Annotated in this window: 18 protein-coding genes; 4 read left to right on the forward strand and 14 right to left on the reverse strand. The window is 56.2% G+C overall.

Annotated elements, in window-relative coordinates:
- Positions 1–43: 43 nt before the first annotated feature.
- The 12 genes from atpE to rpmH form a co-directional block, all read right to left on the reverse strand.
- Positions 44–301: a F0F1 ATP synthase subunit C gene (atpE, locus tag H8F22_RS18175; RefSeq protein ID WP_002555987.1), complete on the reverse strand. Its 258-nt coding sequence runs from the start codon at positions 299–301 to the stop codon at positions 44–46.
- Between the two features lie 133 nt (positions 302–434).
- Positions 435–1,304: a F0F1 ATP synthase subunit A gene (gene atpB / locus H8F22_RS18180; protein ID WP_027926210.1), complete on the reverse strand. Its 870-nt coding sequence runs from the start codon at positions 1,302–1,304 to the stop codon at positions 435–437.
- 16 nt (positions 1,305–1,320) lie between these two features.
- Positions 1,321–1,728, reverse strand: a complete 408-nt coding sequence (locus H8F22_RS18185) for a F0F1 ATP synthase subunit I (RefSeq protein ID WP_027926209.1) — start codon at positions 1,726–1,728, stop codon at positions 1,321–1,323.
- A gap of 148 nt (positions 1,729–1,876) precedes the next feature.
- Positions 1,877–2,749 (reverse strand): ParB/RepB/Spo0J family partition protein, encoded by an 873-nt coding sequence (locus tag H8F22_RS18190; protein WP_008027541.1) that lies wholly within the window; start codon positions 2,747–2,749, stop codon positions 1,877–1,879.
- A gap of 9 nt (positions 2,750–2,758) precedes the next feature.
- Positions 2,759–3,556, reverse strand: a complete 798-nt coding sequence (locus H8F22_RS18195; protein ID WP_027926208.1) for a ParA family protein — start codon at positions 3,554–3,556, stop codon at positions 2,759–2,761.
- 18 nt (positions 3,557–3,574) lie between these two features.
- A complete protein-coding gene (rsmG, locus tag H8F22_RS18200) occupies positions 3,575–4,219 on the reverse strand; it encodes a 16S rRNA (guanine(527)-N(7))-methyltransferase RsmG (RefSeq protein ID WP_027926207.1) in 645 nt (214 codons plus the stop codon).
- Positions 4,216–6,114, reverse strand: a complete 1,899-nt coding sequence (gene mnmG, locus H8F22_RS18205) for a tRNA uridine-5-carboxymethylaminomethyl(34) synthesis enzyme MnmG (protein ID WP_027926206.1) — start codon at positions 6,112–6,114, stop codon at positions 4,216–4,218. Before mnmG ends, rsmG begins: the two co-directional genes overlap by 4 nt.
- A 550-nt stretch (positions 6,115–6,664) precedes the next feature.
- Entirely contained in the window at positions 6,665–8,035 is a 1,371-nt protein-coding gene (mnmE, locus tag H8F22_RS18210; RefSeq protein ID WP_027926205.1) for a tRNA uridine-5-carboxymethylaminomethyl(34) synthesis GTPase MnmE, read from the reverse strand.
- A gap of 79 nt (positions 8,036–8,114) precedes the next feature.
- Positions 8,115–9,800 (reverse strand): membrane protein insertase YidC, encoded by a 1,686-nt coding sequence (gene yidC / locus H8F22_RS18215; protein WP_027926204.1) that lies wholly within the window; start codon positions 9,798–9,800, stop codon positions 8,115–8,117.
- Positions 9,801–9,802: 2 nt separating this feature from the next.
- Positions 9,803–10,048 (reverse strand): membrane protein insertion efficiency factor YidD, encoded by a 246-nt coding sequence (gene yidD, locus H8F22_RS18220; RefSeq protein ID WP_077430980.1) that lies wholly within the window; start codon positions 10,046–10,048, stop codon positions 9,803–9,805.
- Complete coding sequence (rnpA, locus tag H8F22_RS18225; RefSeq protein ID WP_027926203.1) at positions 10,041–10,442, reverse strand: ribonuclease P protein component; 402 nt, start codon at positions 10,440–10,442, stop codon at positions 10,041–10,043. Before rnpA ends, yidD begins: the two co-directional genes overlap by 8 nt.
- A 16-nt stretch (positions 10,443–10,458) precedes the next feature.
- Positions 10,459–10,593, reverse strand: a complete 135-nt coding sequence (gene rpmH, locus H8F22_RS18230) for a 50S ribosomal protein L34 (protein WP_003213577.1) — start codon at positions 10,591–10,593, stop codon at positions 10,459–10,461.
- Between the two features lie 565 nt (positions 10,594–11,158).
- Here rpmH and dnaA point away from each other — a divergent pair.
- From dnaA to gyrB, 4 genes are read left to right on the forward strand one after another with little or no spacing between them, the layout of a single operon-like run.
- Complete coding sequence (gene dnaA / locus H8F22_RS18235) at positions 11,159–12,682, forward strand: chromosomal replication initiator protein DnaA (RefSeq protein WP_027926202.1); 1,524 nt, start codon at positions 11,159–11,161, stop codon at positions 12,680–12,682.
- Between the two features lie 39 nt (positions 12,683–12,721).
- Positions 12,722–13,825 (forward strand): DNA polymerase III subunit beta, encoded by a 1,104-nt coding sequence (gene dnaN / locus H8F22_RS18240; RefSeq protein WP_017341709.1) that lies wholly within the window; start codon positions 12,722–12,724, stop codon positions 13,823–13,825.
- 20 nt (positions 13,826–13,845) lie between these two features.
- Positions 13,846–14,949, forward strand: coding sequence for a DNA replication/repair protein RecF (gene recF / locus H8F22_RS18245; protein WP_194940517.1), 1,104 nt, complete (start codon positions 13,846–13,848; stop codon positions 14,947–14,949).
- Between the two features lie 5 nt (positions 14,950–14,954).
- Complete coding sequence (gene gyrB / locus H8F22_RS18250) at positions 14,955–17,372, forward strand: DNA topoisomerase (ATP-hydrolyzing) subunit B (RefSeq protein ID WP_027926201.1); 2,418 nt, start codon at positions 14,955–14,957, stop codon at positions 17,370–17,372.
- Positions 17,373–17,671: 299 nt separating this feature from the next.
- On the opposite strand, the gene H8F22_RS18255 is transcribed toward gyrB, so the two are convergent.
- Both H8F22_RS18255 and gmhB read right to left on the reverse strand, forming a co-directional pair.
- A complete protein-coding gene (locus H8F22_RS18255) occupies positions 17,672–18,451 on the reverse strand; it encodes a lysophospholipid acyltransferase family protein (RefSeq protein ID WP_194940518.1) in 780 nt (259 codons plus the stop codon).
- A 78-nt stretch (positions 18,452–18,529) separates the two neighbouring features.
- The gene (gene gmhB, locus H8F22_RS18260) at positions 18,530–19,069 is read right to left on the reverse strand and encodes a D-glycero-beta-D-manno-heptose 1,7-bisphosphate 7-phosphatase (RefSeq protein ID WP_172825962.1); all 540 of its coding nucleotides are present in this window, start codon (positions 19,067–19,069) and stop codon (positions 18,530–18,532) included.

Below are 19,069 nucleotides of genomic sequence, written 5' to 3' on the forward strand. Positions count from 1 at the left end.
TCGTTCGTTACACATCACACCAACTACTCGAAGGTTCGAGTAATTAGCCAGCGAGTTGACCAACGAATGGGTTCGCGAAGGTGAAGAACAGAGCGATACCAACACCGATCATGGTGACGGCGTCGAGCAGACCGGCAACGATGAACATTTTAACTTGCAGCATTGGAACCATTTCTGGCTGACGCGCTGCGCCTTCCAGGAACTTGCCGCCCAACAGGCCGAAACCAATTGCGGTACCCAGTGCGCCCAGGCCGATCAACAGTGCAACAGCGATAGCGGTTAGACCAACTACAGTTTCCATCTTTCCTCCCGACTTTTACGTCGTATGGTTTAGGTTTTTTAGATTTTAAAGCGGTAAAACAAATCGTTTCATAGCCCTGTTCGGGCACCCACTCGTTTGACCGAGTGGGACATCAGACTAGTCGAGACTGGTCTTAATGGTTCTCTTCGTGCGCCATCGAAAGGTAAACGATGGTCAGCATCATGAAGATAAACGCCTGCAGGGTGATGATCAGGATGTGGAACACAGCCCACGCCCACTGCAGAACTACGCCCAGGCCGCTAAGCCAGAGCAGACCGCTGCCGAACATCACAGCAATCAGAATGAAGACCAGTTCGCCGGCGTACATGTTGCCGAACAAACGCAGTGCCAGCGAGATTGGCTTGGCAACCAGCGTCACGAACTCCAGCAGGAAGTTCACCGGAATCAGCAGGGCCTGAACGAAGATGTTCTTGCTGCCGAACGGGTGCAGGGTCAGTTCGCCGATGAAGCCGCCGATGCCCTTGACCTTGATGCTGTAGAAAATGATCAGCGCGAACACCGACAGGGCCATACCCAGGGTCGCGTTCGGGTCAGTGGTCGACACTGCACGGAACGGAATGTGGTGGTCGCCGGTAATCAGGATGGCCAGCTGAGGAATCCAGTCGACCGGGATCAGGTCGACGGCGTTCATCAGGAACACCCAGACGAAGATGGTCAGTGCCAGCGGTGCAATCACCGGGCTACGGCCATGGAAGCTGTCTTTCACGCTGCCATCGACGAATTCGACCAATACTTCAACGAAGTTCTGCAAAGCACCAGGCTGACCGGAAGTCGCTTTCTTTGCCGCCATGCGGAAAAGAAGAACGAAGATCAGACCCAACGCGACCGACCAGCCGAGGGTATCGACGTGGAAAGCCCAGAAGCCCATTTCCTTGGCTTCTGCTGCGGTGTGGGCAAAACCCCACCCGCCAGTTGGGAGCTGACCGAAAGTCAGGTTCTGCAAGTGGTGCTGGATATAGCCCGAAGCGGTTGTTTCTGCCATGGTTGCCTCAAACGCCCTAAGGTCTCGAAAGTCTTGTTCTCATCAGCAGGGGCGCGAACCAGCTGACCAGTTGGGTCAACACGAAGACGCCGAATACAGCTAGCGGCGCCAATGGCTTCACACCTGCAAACGTCAATGCAAAGAGCACTGCCGTCAAAATCAGTTTGCCCGCCTCGCCGGCATAAAATGACCGGACAATGGCTTGAGCTGCTCGGGCGCCGGAAAACCGAAATGCCCTGTGAGCGAAATAAACATTGGGAAGCAAGGCTATCAGGCCTCCGCAAAGTCCTGAGTACCCGGCAACGACTCCATGCCATTGCCAAAGCGCCAAAGCAGCAATCAGCAAAACGACAAATTGAGCCATTAACACCGGAAAAACTGCCAGGCGATGGAACGGCAAGCGGTTTGGCGTGCGTCTTTCCATCACGTTTTCTCTCCAATGGTCGGCTGCCAGAAATCAATAACTTGGCATAATTTGTGCCGACAAAATGCGCGCAGAGTATAGGGGCGGTTCAGCCCCTATTCAACTGTCAGGTAGTGATTTCCGACTGCACGCTACATGAGGAAATGTTTCAACGAATGTGCGCAAGCACACCTTGCAGTTCGTCGAGGGAGTTGTAACCAATGACCAACTGCCCTTTCCCCTTCTTACCGTGGCGAATCTGCACCGCAGAGCCTAGGCGTTCGGCCAGGCGCTGTTCGAGTCGGGCTATATCAGGGTCCGGTTTTACCGGTTCGGCAGGCTCCTGTTTGCCACTCAACCACTGGCGAACCAGTGCTTCAGTTTGGCGCACCGTCAGCCCCCGTGCGACAACATGTCGCGCCCCTTCTACCTGTTGATTCTCCGGCAAACCGAGCAAAGCACGCGCATGACCCATTTCCAGGTCACCGTGCGACAGCATGGTTTTGATAACTTCCGGCAACGCGATCAAGCGTAGCAGGTTGGCCACGGTCACGCGGGATTTGCCCACCGCCTCCGCAACCTGTTGCTGAGTCAGCTGAAATTCCTGCTGCAAACGCTGCAACGCGACGGCTTCTTCGATCGGATTGAGGTCTTCGCGTTGAATGTTCTCGATCAGCGCCATGGCAATGGCCGTTTCATCCGGCACATCACGAACCATCGCCGGGATGGTTTCCTGGCCAGCCTGCTGGCTGGCGCGCCAGCGGCGTTCACCGGCAATGATTTCGAAGCGACCGCTGCCGATCGGGCGAACCACGATCGGCTGCATCACGCCCTGGGCCTTGATCGACTGCGCCAACTCTTCCAGCGCTTGAGGATCCATGTCCCGGCGGGGTTGGTACTTGCCGCGCTGGATCAGGTCCAGGGGCAGGTGCTGCAGCTCACGTTGGTCAGCTTGTACCGCTTGTTCTTCCAGCGAGCTGACAGTCGGACCACTCAGCAGTGCATCCAGTCCACGTCCGAGACCTCGTTTCTTGACGGCCATGGGGATTCCTTAAGTTGCCTGAGCGGCGGCGGTGCGTGAGTTTTTGCGCTGGCGGCGAACCATTTCGCCCGCCAAGGCCAGGTAGGCAATGGCGCCCCGTGAAGTCTTGTCGTACGCCAACGCCGGCATCCCATAACTTGGCGCTTCAGCCAAGCGAATGTTGCGCGGAATCACGGTGTCGTAAAGCTGCTCGCCGAAGTGTTCCTTGAGCTGCGCGGACACATCGTTCATCAGGCTCAGGCGCGGGTCGTACATGGTCCGCAACAGGCCTTCGACTTTCAGATTCGGGTTAAGCAGTTCAGCGATGCGCTTGATGTTATCCACAAGGTCGCTCAAACCTTCGAGCGCGAAGTATTCGCACTGCATGGGGATAATCACCCCATCGGCGGCCACCAGTGCGTTCAGCGTGAGCATCGACAACGACGGTGGGCAGTCGATCAAAATGTAATCGTAGTTTTCACGGATTGGCGCCAATGCACTGCGCAGGCGACTTTCCTTCATCTGCATTTCCAGCAGAACCACTTCGGCCGCCGTCAGGTCGCGGTTGGCCGGCAACAGCTGGTAACCACCATGCTCGGAGTAATGCATGGCCTGGGCCAGGTCACATTCGCCGATCAGCAGGTCGTAGACCGAGTTTTCCAGGCCATGTTTATCCACACCGCTACCCATGGTGGCGTTGCCCTGTGGATCGAGATCGATCAGCAGCACCCGACGCTTGGTAGCGACCAGGGAAGCTGCGAGGTTGATGCAGGTGGTGGTTTTACCCACACCACCCTTTTGGTTCGCAATCGCGAATACCTTAGCCATTCTTGCTTGTGTTCCCAATCATGCCGTGCGGCGCAGTATCAGCAGATGGCGTTGGCCTTGGCAACCAGGGACGGCCAGGGCGTGTTCGCTATCGAGGTGGAAGTCTGCTGGCAATGCTACCAGCTCATCGGCCGGATGAACGCCCTTCATTGCCAGCCAGCGCGTATCGGCATCGCCGAGGTGGCGAGTCCAGTTACTGAAATTTTCCATGCTGCTGAACGCCCGGGAAACAATCCCGTTGAATGGCTGTGCAGGCTGGAAAGCTTCGACGCGGCTGTGGATAACTTGCAGGTTATCCAGTTTGAGTTCGAGTTTGACCTGGGTCAGGAAGCGGGTTTTCTTGCCGTTGCTGTCCAGGCAGGTCACTTGCGACTCGGGAAACAGGATGGCCAACGGAATGCCCGGCATGCCACCACCGCTGCCAACGTCCAGCCAGCGACCGTTTTCGATGAACGACATGACGCTCAAACTATCGAGCAGATGGCGAGAGACCATTTCGTCCGGATCGCGCACGGCGGTCAGGTTGTAGGCCTTGTTCCATTTGATCAACAGGGCCAGATAACCCAGCAGCTGCGCGTGCTGGGTTTCTGTCAGTGTGACACCGAGCTGGCGAGCACCTGTGGATAACTCTTCGGCGTGTTGCGAGGTGACCAACGAACTCAAGCGCTTTGCTCCAACTGACGGCCCGCGCCGCGTTTTTTCAAATGAATCATCAACAGCGAAATGGCTGCCGGGGTGACGCCCGGAATACGTGACGCCTGGCCCAGGGTTTCAGGACGGGTCGCGCCGAGCTTGCTCTGGATCTCTTTGGAGAGACCGGAAATGTTCGTGTAATCGATATCCACAGGCAGTTTGGTGTCTTCGCTGGCCCGCAGGCGTGCGATTTCATCCTGCTGACGGTCGATGTAACCGGCGTACTTGGTCTTGATTTCGACCTGTTCGGCGACCTGTGGATCTTCTGCGCCCCCACCGGTCACGGCAATCAGACCAGCGTAGTCGATTTCCGGACGGCTCAGCAGGTTGAGCAAATTGTATTCGTGGGTCAGCGGCGTACCGAACTTCTCGGAAATCGCATCGCCCTGCTCGGTGCCCGGGCGAACCCAGGTACTTTTCAGGCGTTGCTCTTCCAGGTCGATGCTTTCGCGCTTCTTGCAGAACGCCGCCCAACGCGCGTCATCGACCAGACCCAGCTCGCGACCTTTTTCGGTCAGACGCAGGTCGGCGTTGTCTTCGCGCAGGATCAGGCGGTATTCGGCACGGGACGTGAACATCCGGTACGGCTCTTGGGTTCCGAGCGTAATCAGGTCGTCGACCAATACGCCGATGTACGCCTCGTCGCGACGCGGGCACCAGGCATCTTTGCCCTGTGCACGCAGTGCTGCGTTGGCGCCGGCCAGCAAACCCTGGGCGCCGGCTTCTTCGTAACCGGTGGTGCCGTTGATTTGACCGGCAAAAAACAGCCCGCCAATCACTTTGGTTTCCAGGCTGTATTTCAGGTCACGCGGGTCGAAATAGTCGTATTCGATGGCGTAGCCCGGACGCACGATGTGTGCGTTTTCCATGCCGCGGATCGATTGCACGATCTGCAATTGCACGTCGAACGGCAGGGATGTGGATATCCCGTTCGGGTACAGCTCGTGGGTGGTCAAACCTTCCGGCTCGATAAAGACCTGATGGCTTTCCTTGTCGGCAAAGCGGTGGATCTTGTCTTCGATCGACGGGCAATAACGCGGACCGATGCCTTCGATCAATCCCGCATCGGAATACATCGGCGAACGATCGAGGTTCGCGGCAATGATTTCGTGGGTCCGGCTGTTGGTGTGGGTAATCCAGCAGCTCACCTGTTTCGGGTGTTGCTCTTTGGAACCCATGAACGACATCACCGGGATCGGCGTATCGCCTGCTTGCTCGGTCATTACCGAGAAATCCACAGAACGACCGTCGATACGCGGCGGCGTACCGGTTTTCAAACGACCCACACGCAGTGGCAATTCACGCAGACGGCGAGCCAGGGCGATCGATGGCGGATCACCGGCACGACCGCCGGAGTAATTCTGCATGCCGATGTGGATAAGTCCGCCGAGGAAGGTGCCAGTGGTCAACACCACGGAATCCGCGAGGAAACGCAGGCCCATTTGGGTGACGACACCGCGCACTTGTTCCTGTTCGACGATCAGGTCGTCAGCGGCTTGTTGAAATATCCACAGGTTCGGCTGGTTTTCCAATGCTTCGCGGACAGCGGCCTTGTACAGAACCCGGTCTGCCTGGGCGCGAGTTGCACGCACGGCCGGGCCTTTGCGGCTGTTCAACACGCGAAATTGAATACCACCTTTGTCGGTAGCCATGGCCATCGCGCCGCCAAGGGCGTCAATTTCTTTAACCAGGTGGCTTTTACCGATCCCGCCAATGGCGGGGTTGCAACTCATTGCTCCGAGGGTTTCCACGTTATGCGTCAGCAACAGGGTTTTCGCACCCATACGTGCTGAGGCCAGTGCTGCCTCGGTACCGGCATGACCGCCGCCGATGACGATCACTTCAAAACGGGAAGGGAAATCCACCACGCACCTCGTGCCTGCTTCAGTTAGGTAATCAGGAATAGTTTGAGCTCAGGTTTCTGGACCTGGTCGACAAGTATAGGGACTTCGCCCTTCCTAAAGAACCCTTTGCACAAAATTTAACCAGCTGTGGAGAAGTCGGGGTTATAGAAATTAAAAAGAGAGAAATTTATTAAATCTTTGTTTTTATGTTTATTTCTACTGAGCCACCTTTCTGTGGATAGATCGCTACAGGCCTTTATTATCAATGTGTACAGAGATTTAAAACCCTGTGGTCATGTGGCCAAGAGACCCTTGGATAACCGGTTTAAGCCTGTGGATGAAAGGGGTGGTTATCCACAGAGGTGGTTATCTTCAGTTTTCAGGCCCTGTTATCAACTGCCCTTAGCGGCAGTTATTCACAGGGCTTAATCCACAGAAAAGCGCGTATCGGGTTAATTCCGGGCGAAGGAAAACCGCTCAAGCAGACATTATCTGCTCGGCACTGAGGGACGATTTTTTAAAAAGAGAGGACAGACAGGCGCGAATGGCCTGTCTGTGAACAACGAAAGGGTTATTTACCGATGCAGAAGCTGGAAAAGATTCGTCCCAACAGGTCATCAGAGCTGAATGCACCGGTGATTTCACCCAGCGAGTGCTGCGCCTGACGCAAATCCTCGGCCAACAGCTCGCCAGCACCGGCCAGGGTCAATTGCGAGCGGCCATGCTCAAGGGATGCACTGGCATGACGCAGGGCCTCAAGGTGACGCCTGCGTGCGCTGAAGCTACTTTCCGAAGTCTGCTCGTAACCCATGCAGGCCTTCAGATGGTCGCGCAGTAACTCCAGGCCTTCGCCAGCAGACTTGGCACTCAGGCTGATGGTGACGTGGCCATCTTCACTGACTTCCAGGGCAATGGCTTCCCCCGTCAGATCAGCCTTGTTACGAATCAGCGTGACTTTCGCTGGATCCGGGCGGATTTCGAGGAATTCCGGCCACAAAGCGAAGGGGTCCAACGCTTCAGGCGCCGTTGCATCGACGACCAATAACACGCGATCCGCTTCGCCGATGGCTTTCAGTGCGCGTTCTACGCCAATTTTTTCCACGTGATCGTCGGTATCTCGCAGACCCGCGGTATCCACCACGTGCAGCGGCATGCCATCAATGTGGATATGTTCGCGCAGGATGTCCCGGGTTGTGCCGGCAATTTCGGTCACGATCGCTGCTTCCCGACCCGCCAGAGCATTCAACAGGCTGGATTTACCGGCATTCGGCCGACCGGCAATCACCACGGTCATGCCGTCACGCAGCAAGGCGCCTTGCCCGGCTTCGCGAAGTACTGTGGATAATTCATCGCGCACTTTGTCGAGCATGGCCAAGACATGACCATCAGCCAGGAAGTCGATTTCTTCTTCAGGGAAGTCGATGGCCGCTTCGACATAAATACGCAGGCCTATCAGCTGCTCGGTCAGGTTATGCACACGCTGGGAAAATGCGCCTTGCAAGGAACGCAGCGCATTTCGTGCCGCTTGTGCAGAACTCGCCTCGATCAAGTCGGCAATGGCTTCAGCCTGAGCCAGGTCGAGTTTGTCATTGAGGAAGGCGCGCTCGCTGAATTCACCGGGACGGGCGAGGCGACAGCCCAGTTCCAGACAACGCTTGAGCAACATATCCAGAACAATCGGCCCGCCATGGCCCTGCAGTTCCAGCACGTCTTCGCCGGTGAAGGAGTTCGGCCCCGGGAAATAAAGCGCAATGCCTTCGTCCAGCACCTCTTCGTTCTCACTGAGGAACGGGCCGTAATGGGCAAACCGGGGTTTCAATTCCCGACCGCTGATGGCCTTGGCCGCAAGGCTCGCCAACGGCCCGGAAATACGGACGATGCCCACACCGCCGCGACCTTGAGCGGTAGCAACGGCTGCGATGGTTTCACGAGGAACGCTCATAAACCGGTATCCAGACAAAAGTGACAGATAGCAAAACGCCCCACTAGGGGGCGTTTTGAGTGGTTATCCACAGTGTAAATCAAGCGGCTGCTTTGGTAGCCCGTTCGATTTTACGAGTGATGTACCACTGTTGAGTGATGGACAGGCAGTTGTTCACTACCCAGTACAGCACCAGACCAGCCGGGAACCACAGGAAGAAGAAGGTGAAGATGATTGGCATCAGCTTCATCACCTTGGCCTGCATCGGATCCGGTGGTGTCGGGTTCAACTGCTGCTGGATGAACATGGTTGCGCCCATGATGATCGGCAGAATGAAGAACGGATCCTTGATCGACAGGTCAGTAATCCACAGCATGAACGGCGCTTGGCGCATTTCAACGCTTTCCAGCAGAACCCAGTACAGCGAAAGGAAAACCGGCATCTGCACGAGGATTGGCAAGCAACCACCCAGCGGATTGATCTTCTCTTTCTTGTACAGCTCCATCATGGCTTGCGACATTTTCTGCCGGTCATCGCCATGTTGCTCTTTCAGCGCGGCCAGTTTCGGGGCCACTGCACGCATGCGCGCCATGGATTTGTAGCTGGCAGCCGACAGTGGGAAGAACAACCCCTTGATCAGCATGGTCAGGAAAATGATCGACCAGCCCCAGTTGCCGACGATGGCGTGGATATGTTGCAGCAACCAGAAAATTGGCTGGGCAATGAACCACAGGATGCCGTAGTCGACGGTCAGTTCCAGACCTGGGGACAACTGTTTCAGCACAGCCTGGCTTTTCGGGCCGGCGTACAGAACGGCGCTCACTTCAGCTTTAGCACCTGGCGCAACCGTCAATGCCGGGGCGGTATAGCCGATGATGTAGTTGCCTTTGCTGTCTTTACGGGTCTGGACGACATTGTTTTCGCCCTTCGCCGGAATCCAAGCGGTCACGAAGTAGTGTTGCAACCAGGCAACCCAACCCCCGTTGACGGTTTCTTTCAGCTGAGCCTTGTCCATGTCTTTCATCGACACTTTCTTGTACGGCTCGTTACTGGTCCACAGGGCGGCGCCCAGGTAAGTGGCGGTGCCGGTGGCAGTGCTGGAAGAAGGATCGGAGCTGGCGTCACGCTTCAGCTGGGCGAACATCGCACCCGACCAAGGCTTGGCACTTTCGTTGTCGATCAGGTAAGAAACAGTTACGTCATACAGGCCGCGTTTCAGTGTGAAACGCTTGATGTAGTTGACGCCGTCCTTGCTGAACTTCAGGTCTACGACCAATTGGTCCTGACCGTCAGCCAGTTGATAAACCTTCTTCTCCGAAGCGTAAACCGGACGACCGGCAGGACTTGCGTCCGGACCGTCGGTGCCGATCAAACCGCTTTGAGCCAGATAAGTCCGCTCGTTGCCGTTATCGAACAACTGGAACGGGATTTCCGGATGGTCCTGGCGACGTGGATACAGCGGCAGCGTCAGCTGGGCAACATCACCACCTTGTGGATCGATGGCCAGGTTGAGCACATCCGTTTTGATCTGGATGAGGTCTTTGCTTGCAGCTACTGGAGTTTCAGCAGGTGCTGTAGCACTGGTATCGCTTGCGGCGCGTGGAATGTCGTCACTGACAGAAGCATTATTGCCAGTAGCCGAATCCGGTAGGCCCGGTGCGGTAGTACTGGAAGCAACATTCTGAGTCGGCAGGGCAGCCTGACCATAGTCCTGGTTCCATTTAAGAACCATAACGTAGGACACGATTGCCAGGGCGACGATCAGGATCGTGCGTTTGATATCCATGATTACTCGGCCATCGAAGAAGAACGGGAGGTAGGGATAGGTGGAACCGGGTCATAACCACCGGGATTCCACGGATGACAGCGACCTAAACGACGAAAGGCCAGCCAGCCACCGCGCAGAAGACCATGATTTTCTATGGCCTCTAACGCGTAGCAGGAACAACTGGGGTAGAAGCGACAGTGGTTGGCCATCAGGGGACTAATGGCATAGCGATAAAACTGGATCGGAACGAGTGCCAGTTTACGCATCGGGACTGTCTACCCCTACAGTTTCGGTTTTGACTGCTGGTACTGGCGTGCTGCGTGCCAGACGCTTCCAGAGTTTGCCGAAATGCTGAATCAATTCGGGGTTTTCTACGTCACCCAAACCTTTGCGCGCGACGATAACGATGTCCCAGCCGACCAGTGAATCCTGGTGCAGACGGAACGATTCGCGCATCAGACGTTTGAGGCGATTGCGCTCGACGGAGAGCTTTACGCTCTTTTTCCCGATAACCAACCCGAGACGGGGGTGATCAAGATCGTTGTTGCGCGCAAGGAGCAGGAGATTTTTCCCCGGAACCTTGCCGGTAGGGGAGTCAAAGACTGCCTTGAAATGCCGGGGAGTAAGCAGACGCTTTTCCCGACTGAAGTCCTGACTCACCTCCAGTGCCGGATTATCAAACTGCCAGACGCGCACGACCTTTGGCGCGACGACGCGACAGGACGGCACGACCGTTCTTGGTAGCCATGCGAGCACGGAAACCGTGGGTACGAGCGCGTTTGATAGTGCTTGGTTGGAAAGTACGTTTCATTGTCGTGTTACCTGGTTCGTCCACAACGGGCCGGAATGGCCCCCGTTTTAAGAGACCGGGGATTCTAGAGAAAGCAAGCCTCTAGGTCAATTTCCAACCAGCGTTTCCTTATAAATAGATCTCCAGAGGTTTTGTTCGTGATTAACCCCTCGTTAGAAATAGAAATAAGAAAGGAATTATTTAAAGCTTTTCTGTAAAGCTTATAAAAGCTAGGCAGGCGGTCATCTGTGGATAAGTGCCTTCAGGCCTTCTACTACGGGCTGTACAGAGAATGACAACTACCGTGGAAAACAGGGGGCAGCCTGTGCTGCGCTGTCGGATAACCTGTGTGTGAAACAGCTTGTTATCCACAGGCTGGTTATCCACCGAGTTTCCCCCCCACTTGTGCAACGACCTTAGACCCGGTTATCCACAGAGCTTATGCACAGACCGCTGGTCGTCTTTTTTGCGTATAAAACGTTGATTCTTCTCGGTCAGTGCTCCACCTCGTGTGGATAAGTCGGCGTCTGGTCGTTACAATGGCCGCTTGTTTTTGCCTCACCGGCTTTCAACTTAGGGGATATCCGTGTCAGTGGAACTTTGGCAGCAGTGCGTGGAGCTTTTGCGCGAAGAGCTGCCTGCCCAACAATTCAACACTTGGATCCGTCCACTACAGGTCGAAGCCGAAGGCGACGAGTTGCGTGTCTACGCACCGAATCGCTTTGTTCTCGACTGGGTCAACGAAAAGTACCTGGGCCGTGTTCTTGAACTGCTGGATGAGCATGGCAACGGCATGGCGCCGGTGCTGTCCTTATTAATAGGCAGCAAACGCAGTTCGACACCGCGAGCTGCGCCTAACGCGCCGTTGGCTGCCGCTGCATCTCAGGCTCAAGCTGCTCAAGCACCTGTCAGCGCTCCGGCGCCAGCATCGATTGCCAACGCACCGACCAAGCGTGCGACGCAAAAAGTGGCCGAGATCAATGAAGAGCCGTCTCGTGACAGCTTCGACCCGATGGCCGGCGCCAGTTCGCAGCAAGCTCCGGTTCGCTCCGAGCAACGCACGGTGCAGGTCGAAGGCGCGCTCAAGCACACCAGTTACCTGAACCGCACCTTCACCTTCGAAAACTTCGTCGAAGGTAAGTCGAACCAACTGGCCCGGGCCGCGGCCTGGCAGGTGGCAGACAATCCCAAGCACGGTTACAACCCGCTTTTCCTTTATGGTGGCGTCGGCTTGGGTAAAACCCACTTGATGCACGCTGTGGGTAATCACCTATTAAAGAAAAACCCGAATGCCAAGGTCGTTTACCTGCATTCGGAGCGTTTCGTGGCCGACATGGTCAAGGCGCTGCAACTGAATGCCATCAACGAGTTCAAGCGTTTCTACCGTTCGGTGGATGCGTTGCTCATCGATGACATTCAATTCTTCGCCCGCAAGGAACGTTCGCAGGAAGAGTTTTTCCACACCTTCAACGCCCTGCTTGAAGGTGGCCAGCAGGTCATTCTCACCAGTGACCGTTACCCGAAAGAAATCGAAGGCCTTGAAGAGCGTTTGAAATCCCGCTTTGGCTGGGGTCTGACGGTTGCCGTCGAGCCGCCGGAGCTGGAAACCCGCGTGGCGATCTTGATGAAAAAGGCCGACCAGGCCAAAGTCGATCTGCCACATGACGCGGCGTTCTTCATTGCCCAGCGTATTCGCTCCAACGTCCGTGAGCTGGAAGGCGCGCTGAAACGCGTGATCGCCCACTCGCACTTCATGGGACGCGACATCACCATCGAGCTGATTCGCGAATCCCTGAAAGACTTGTTGGCGCTGCAAGACAAACTGGTCTCTGTGGATAACATTCAGCGCACAGTCGCCGAGTACTACAAGATCAAGATCTCCGACTTGCTGTCCAAGCGTCGTTCACGCTCGGTCGCACGTCCGCGTCAGGTTGCAATGGCATTGTCCAAAGAGTTGACTAACCACAGCCTGCCGGAAATCGGCGATGTGTTTGGCGGCCGCGACCACACGACTGTTTTGCACGCCTGTCGCAAGATCAACGAGCTTAAGGAATCCGACGCGGACATCCGCGAGGACTACAAGAACCTGCTGCGTACACTGACCACTTGATGAACACCAGCGCAGCTTATTAAGGCAAGGGACTAGACCATGCATTTCACCATTCAACGCGAAGCCCTGTTGAAACCCCTGCAACTGGTCGCAGGCGTCGTTGAGCGCCGACAGACCTTGCCGGTGCTCTCCAACGTGCTGCTGGTTGTCGAAGGCCAGCAATTGTCGCTGACCGGTACTGACCTGGAAGTCGAGCTGGTCGGTCGTGTGCAACTTGAAGAGCCGGCAGACCCAGGTTCCATCACCGTGCCTGCGCGCAAGCTGATGGACATCTGCAAGAGCCTGCCGAACGATGCGCTGATCGACATCAAGGTCGATGAGCAGAAGCTGGTGGTCAAGGCTGGTCGTAGCCGCTTCACGCTGTCGACCCTGCCGGCCAATGATTTCCCGACAGTGGAAGAAGGCCCGGGCTCGCTGACCTGCAGCCTGGAACAAAGCAAACTGCGTCGTCTGATCGAACGTACCAGCTTCGCCATGGCCCAGCAGGACGTTCGTTATTACCTGAACGGTATGCTGCTTGAAGTTTCGGCCGGGATCATCCGTGCTGTTGCCACCGACGGTCACCGTCTGGCCATGTGTTCGATGCAGGCCGATATCGGTCAGCCGGATCGCCATCAGGTCATCGTTCCGCGCAAGGGTATCCTTGAGCTGGCACGCCTGCTGACCGAACCGGACGGCATCGTCAGCATCGTCCTGGGTCAGCACCACATCCGCGCGACCACCGGCGAGTTCACCTTCACCTCGAAACTGGTCGACGGCAAATTCCCGGATTACGAGCGTGTTCTGCCAAAAGGCGGAGACAAGCTGGTACTCGGCGACCGTCAGGCGCTGCGTGAAGCTTTCAGCCGTACTGCGATTCTGTCCAACGAGAAGTACCGTGGCATCCGTCTGCAACTGGCTAACGGTCAGCTGAAAATCCAGGCGAACAACCCGGAGCAGGAAGAAGCGGAAGAAGAAGTGGGCGTTGAATACAACGGCGGCAATCTGGAAATCGGCTTCAACGTCAGCTATCTGCTCGACGTACTGGGCGTGATGACCACTGAGCAAGTTCGCCTGATCCTGTCCGATTCCAACAGCAGTGCGCTGGTGCAGGAATCCGACAACGACGACTCGGCTTACGTTGTCATGCCGATGCGCCTGTAATCATGTTCAGCAGAAGCTAGATGTCGCTAAGTCGCGTCTCGGTCACCGCGGTGCGCAATTTGCACCCGGTGACCTTCTCCCCCTCCCTCCGAATCAACATTCTTTACGGCGCCAACGGCAGCGGCAAAACCAGTGTTCTGGAAGCCATTCATCTGCTGGGGCTTGCCCGTTCGTTTCGTAGCAGCCGTCTGTTGCCGGTCATCCAGTACGAGCAATTGGCGTGTACGGTGTTTGGCCAGGTTGAATTGGCTGAGGGTGGACACAGCGCGTTAGGTATTTCACGCGACCGTCAGGGCGAATTTCAGATCCGCATCGATGGCCAGAACGCCCGAAGCGCGGCGCAACTGGCGGAGATCCTGCCACTCCAGCTGATCAACCCTGACAGTTTCCGCTTGCTTGAAGGCGCGCCGAAGATTCGCCGACAGTTTCTCGACTGGGGCGTATTCCATGTGGAACCGCGATTCATGTCCACCTGGCAGCGCTTGCAGAAGGCGCTGCGCCAGAGAAACTCTTGGCTGCGACATGGTACACTTGACGCCGTTTCGCAAGCGGTTTGGGACAGGGAACTGTGCCAGGCCAGCGCTGAAATCGATGAATACCGCCGCGCTTACATCAAAGCCTTGAAACCAGTCTTTGAACAGACCTTGAGCGAACTGGTCGAGCTTGAAGGCTTGACCCTCAGCTATTACCGAGGCTGGGACAAAGACCGCGAACTGAGTGCCGTACTCGCTGGGTCCCTTCAACGGGACCAGCAAATGGGTCACACCCAGGCCGGACCACAACGCGCTGATTTGCGTCTCAGACTGGGCGCACATAATGCCGCGGACATCTTGTCCCGGGGTCAGCAGAAATTGGTGGTCTGTGCATTGCGGATTGCCCAAGGGCATCTGGTGAGCCAGGCCCGACGCGGACAGTGTATTTATCTGGTGGATGACTTGCCGTCCGAATTGGACGAGCACCACCGACGCGCGCTTTGCCGCTTGCTGGAAGACTTACGCTGCCAGGTCTTTATCACCTGTGTAGATCACGAATTATTGAGGGAAGGCTGGCAGACGGAAACGCCAGTCGCTTTGTTCCACGTGGAACAGGGCCGTATCACCCAGACCCACGACCATCGGGAGTGAAGGCATTGAGCGAAGAAAATACGTACGACTCAACGAGCATTAAAGTGCTGAAAGGCCTGGATGCCGTACGCAAACGTCCCGGTATGTACATTGGTGACACCGACGATGGCAGCGGTCTGCACCACATGGTGTTCGAAGTGGTCGATAACTCGATCGACGAAGCTCTCGCCGGCCACTGCGACGACATCAGCATCATCATTCACCCGGATGAGTCCATCACCGTTCGCGACAACGGCCGTGGCATCCCGGTAGACGTGCACAAAGAAGAAGGCGTTTCGGCAGCCGAGGTCATCATGACCGTGCTGCACGCCGGCGGTAAGTTCGACGACAACTCCTACAAAGTATCCGGCGGTCTGCACGGTGTAGGTGTGTCGGTAGTGAACGCACTGTCCAAAGAACTGATCCTGACCGTTCGCCGCAGCGGCAAGATCTGGGAACAGACTTACGTCCACGGTGTTCCGCAAGAGCCGATGAAAATCGTGGGCGAGAGCGAAACCACGGGCACCCAGATCCACTTCAAGCCATCGGCTGAAACCTTCAAGAACATCCACTTCAGCTGGGACATCCTGGCCAAGCGGATTCGTGAACTGTCATTCCTCAACTCCGGTGTCGGCATCGTCCTCAAGGATGAGCGCAGCGGCAAGGAAGAGCTGTTCAAGTACGAAGGCGGCCTGCGTGCGTTCGTTGAATACCTGAACACCAACAAGACTGCGGTCAACCAGGTGTTCCACTTCAACATCCAGCGTGAAGACGGCATCGGCGTTGAAATCGCCCTGCAGTGGAACGACAGCTTCAACGAGAACCTGTTGTGCTTCACCAACAACATTCCACAGCGCGATGGCGGTACTCACCTGGTGGGTTTCCGTTCCGCACTGACGCGTAACCTGAACACCTACATCGAAGCTGAAGGTCTGGCGAAGAAGCATAAAGTCGCGACCACCGGTGACGATGCCCGCGAAGGCCTGACCGCGATTATTTCGGTGAAAGTACCGGATCCGAAGTTCAGCTCCCAGACCAAAGACAAGCTGGTTTCTTCCGAAGTGAAGACCGCGGTCGAACAGGAAATGGGCAAGTACTTCTCCGACTTCCTGCTGGAAAACCCGAACGAAGCCAAACTGGTCGTTGGCAAGATGATCGACGCGGCACGTGCGCGTGAAGCGGCGCGTAAAGCCCGTGAAATGACCCGTCGTAAAGGCGCGCTGGATATCGCCGGCCTGCCGGGCAAACTGGCTGACTGCCAGGAAAAAGACCCTGCCCTGTCCGAACTGTACCTTGTGGAAGGTGACTCTGCTGGCGGCTCCGCCAAGCAGGGACGTAACCGCCGCACCCAGGCTATCCTGCCGCTGAAGGGCAAGATCCTGAACGTCGAGAAGGCGCGTTTCGACAAGATGATCTCTTCGCAAGAAGTAGGCACCTTGATCACCGCGCTGGGCTGTGGCATCGGCCGCGACGAGTACAACATCGACAAGCTGCGTTATCACAACATCATCATCATGACCGATGCTGACGTCGACGGTTCGCACATCCGTACCCTGCTGCTGACCTTCTTCTTCCGTCAGTTGCCGGAGCTGATCGAGCGTGGCTACATCTACATCGCTCAGCCGCCGCTGTACAAGGTCAAGAAAGGCAAGCAAGAGCAATACATCAAAGACGACGACGCCATGGAAGAGTACATGACGCAGTCGGCCCTGGAAGACGCGAGCCTGCACCTGAACGAAGAAGCCCCTGGCATCTCCGGTGAAGCGCTTGAGCGCCTGGTGAATGACTTCCGTCTGGTGATGAAGACCCTCAAGCGTCTGTCGCGCCTGTATCCACAGGAGCTGACCGAGCACTTCATCTACCTGCCAGCAGTGAGCATGGATCAACTGTCCGATCATGCAGCGATGCAGGATTGGCTGGCTCAGTACGAAGTTCGCCTGCGCACCGTCGAGAAGTCTGGCCTGGTCTACAAAGCCAGCCTGCGTGAAGACCGTGAACGTAACGTCTGGCTGCCAGAGGTCGAACTGATCTCCCACGGCCTGTCGAACTACGTCACCTTCAACCGCGACTTCTTCGGCAGCAACGATTACCGCACGGTTGTTTCGCTGGGCGCTCAACTGAGCACCTTGTTGGACGACGGTGCGTACATCCAGCGTGGCGAGCGCAAGAAGCCGGTCACCGAGTTCAAGGAAGCCCTTGAATGGCTGATGGCTGAAAGCACCAAGCGTCACACCATCCAGCGATACAAAGGTCTGGGCGAGATGAACCCGGATCAGCTGTGGGAAACCACCATGGACCCAGCACAGCGCCGGATGCTCAAAGTGACTATCGAAGACGCCATTGGCGCAGACCAGATCTTCAACACCCTGATGGGTGATGCGGTCGAACCTCGCCGTGACTTCATCGAAAGCAACGCCCTGGCGGTTTCCAACCTGGATTTCTGATCCAGCGAACCTGCCAAACCAAAAAAGGCCAACGCTCAGCGTTGGCCTTTTTTATTATCTGCAATTCGTACGGAATCATGCCGAATTACCAGCGTCATTCCCCTTAGTACATAGTGTGGAAAACTGCAAATTTCAGGCATAAAAAAACCGGCTATATCCGCCGGTTTTTTTGCGCCCGAAAAAACTTATGCACCATTTCCTGCGTTTTATGTGTTTAAGAAATATGTATATAAATCATTAACTTATAAAACGATATCGCTGTTTTTCGATAAAACGGTACACAGGTTATCCACAGAATCTCAGACAGCCACTTGATCCGTCGAAGTCGGTGCCGCCGGGGCTGCTGGCAGCGACCCCATTTCCCGTTGCATCTGCTCGTTCCAGGCTTGTACCCGGTCGTTCAGATCGGCGATGGCGCGAGGCCCGCTGCCCACGGCGTACATCGGTTCGCCGATGATTACGGTGATGACACCCTGCTTCTTTGCCCAACCAGTTTTAGGCCAGAACTTGCCCGCATTGTGCGCAATCGGCAGTACAGGAAGCTCGGCGTTGACGGCCAACGCGGTGCCACCGCGTGAGAACTTGCCGATGGTGCCAAAAGGAACGCGCGTCCCCTCAGGGAAGATCAGCACCCAGACACCATCCTTCAGCAGCTCATCGCCCTTCTTTGCCACATGCTTGAGCGCGGCTTTCGGATTGTCGCGGTCGATGGCAATCGGTCGCAGCATGGCCATAGCCCAGCCGAAGAAAGGTACGTAAAGCAATGAACGCTTGAGCACCTGGCTCAACGGTTCGAAGTAAGCAGAGAGAAAGAACGTCTCCCAGGTGCTCTGGTGGTTCGATTGAATCACGCAGGGCTGGTCAGGCACGTTCTCGGCGCCCTTCACTTCGTAGCTGATGCCCAGGAACACTTTGCTCAGCCACAAGGCGCAGCGGCACCAGTACACATTAATGAAGCGATATCGCGCCTTGAACGGCAGAAACGGCGCGATGAAAAAGCTCAGGCTGCACCAAAGCAAAGAGCTGGTGCCCAGCAACAGATAAAAGAGGAACGTTCTGATGGCCTGCAGTATCGACATGGTGACGTTTACCGTGCGGGCTCTGCCCGTCTATAAGCGCACTCCCGATCAGTCCTTAATCGGAACAATCGAAGCACTTTAATTGTGGATAAGTTCTGCGGCAATCGCCGCCAGATCGTCAAAAATCAAGGTGCCTACCGGTAGGGTCTTGCCGAAAGTCTTTTCGCCTTTCCCGGTCTTTACCAAAACTGGCTGAGAATCGACGGCTTTGGCGGCTTCCAGGTCACCAAGGCTGTCGCCGACGAACCAGAGATTGGTCAGCGACACGTTGTAATGCTCGGCGATGGCTTTCAGCATCCCGGGTTTCGGCTTGCGGCAATCGCAGCCGTCGTTCGGCCCGTGCGGGCAATAGACGATCAGGCCGACTTCACCGCCCTGCTCCGCCACCAGCGCGCGCAAGCGCTCGTGCATGGCGTCCAGAGTGGCGATGTCGTAATAGCCGCGAGCGATGCCCGACTGGTTGGTAGCGACCGCTACCGTCCAGCCGGCCTTGCTCAACTGCGCGATGGCTTCGATCGAACCGGGGAGTGGAATCCACTCCTCCACCGACTTGATGTAAGCGTCGGAGTCGTAATTGATCACCCCGTCGCGATCGAGAATCAGCAGTTTCAACAGCAG

Source organism: Pseudomonas mucoides (assembly GCF_015461845.1).
Taxonomy (GTDB): domain Bacteria; phylum Pseudomonadota; class Gammaproteobacteria; order Pseudomonadales; family Pseudomonadaceae; genus Aquipseudomonas; species Aquipseudomonas mucoides.

Coding starts and splice junctions, on each gene's coding strand:
- atpE (WP_002555987.1), bottom strand. CDS start 301: ATGGAAACTGTAGTTGGTCTAACCGCTATCGCTGTTGCACTGTTGATC.
- atpB (WP_027926210.1), bottom strand. CDS start 1,304: ATGGCAGAAACAACCGCTTCGGGCTATATCCAGCACCACTTGCAGAAC.
- H8F22_RS18185 (WP_027926209.1), bottom strand. CDS start 1,728: ATGGAAAGACGCACGCCAAACCGCTTGCCGTTCCATCGCCTGGCAGTT.
- H8F22_RS18190 (WP_008027541.1), bottom strand. CDS start 2,749: ATGGCCGTCAAGAAACGAGGTCTCGGACGTGGACTGGATGCACTGCTG.
- H8F22_RS18195 (WP_027926208.1), bottom strand. CDS start 3,556: ATGGCTAAGGTATTCGCGATTGCGAACCAAAAGGGTGGTGTGGGTAAA.
- mnmE (WP_027926205.1), bottom strand. CDS start 8,035: ATGAGCGTTCCTCGTGAAACCATCGCAGCCGTTGCTACCGCTCAAGGT.
- yidC (WP_027926204.1), bottom strand. CDS start 9,800: ATGGATATCAAACGCACGATCCTGATCGTCGCCCTGGCAATCGTGTCC.
- yidD (WP_077430980.1), bottom strand. CDS start 10,048: ATGCGTAAACTGGCACTCGTTCCGATCCAGTTTTATCGCTATGCCATT.
- rpmH (WP_003213577.1), bottom strand. CDS start 10,593: ATGAAACGTACTTTCCAACCAAGCACTATCAAACGCGCTCGTACCCAC.
- dnaN (WP_017341709.1), top strand. CDS start 12,722: ATGCATTTCACCATTCAACGCGAAGCCCTGTTGAAACCCCTGCAACTG.
- recF (WP_194940517.1), top strand. CDS start 13,846: ATGTCGCTAAGTCGCGTCTCGGTCACCGCGGTGCGCAATTTGCACCCG.
- H8F22_RS18255 (WP_194940518.1), bottom strand. CDS start 18,451: ATGTCGATACTGCAGGCCATCAGAACGTTCCTCTTTTATCTGTTGCTG.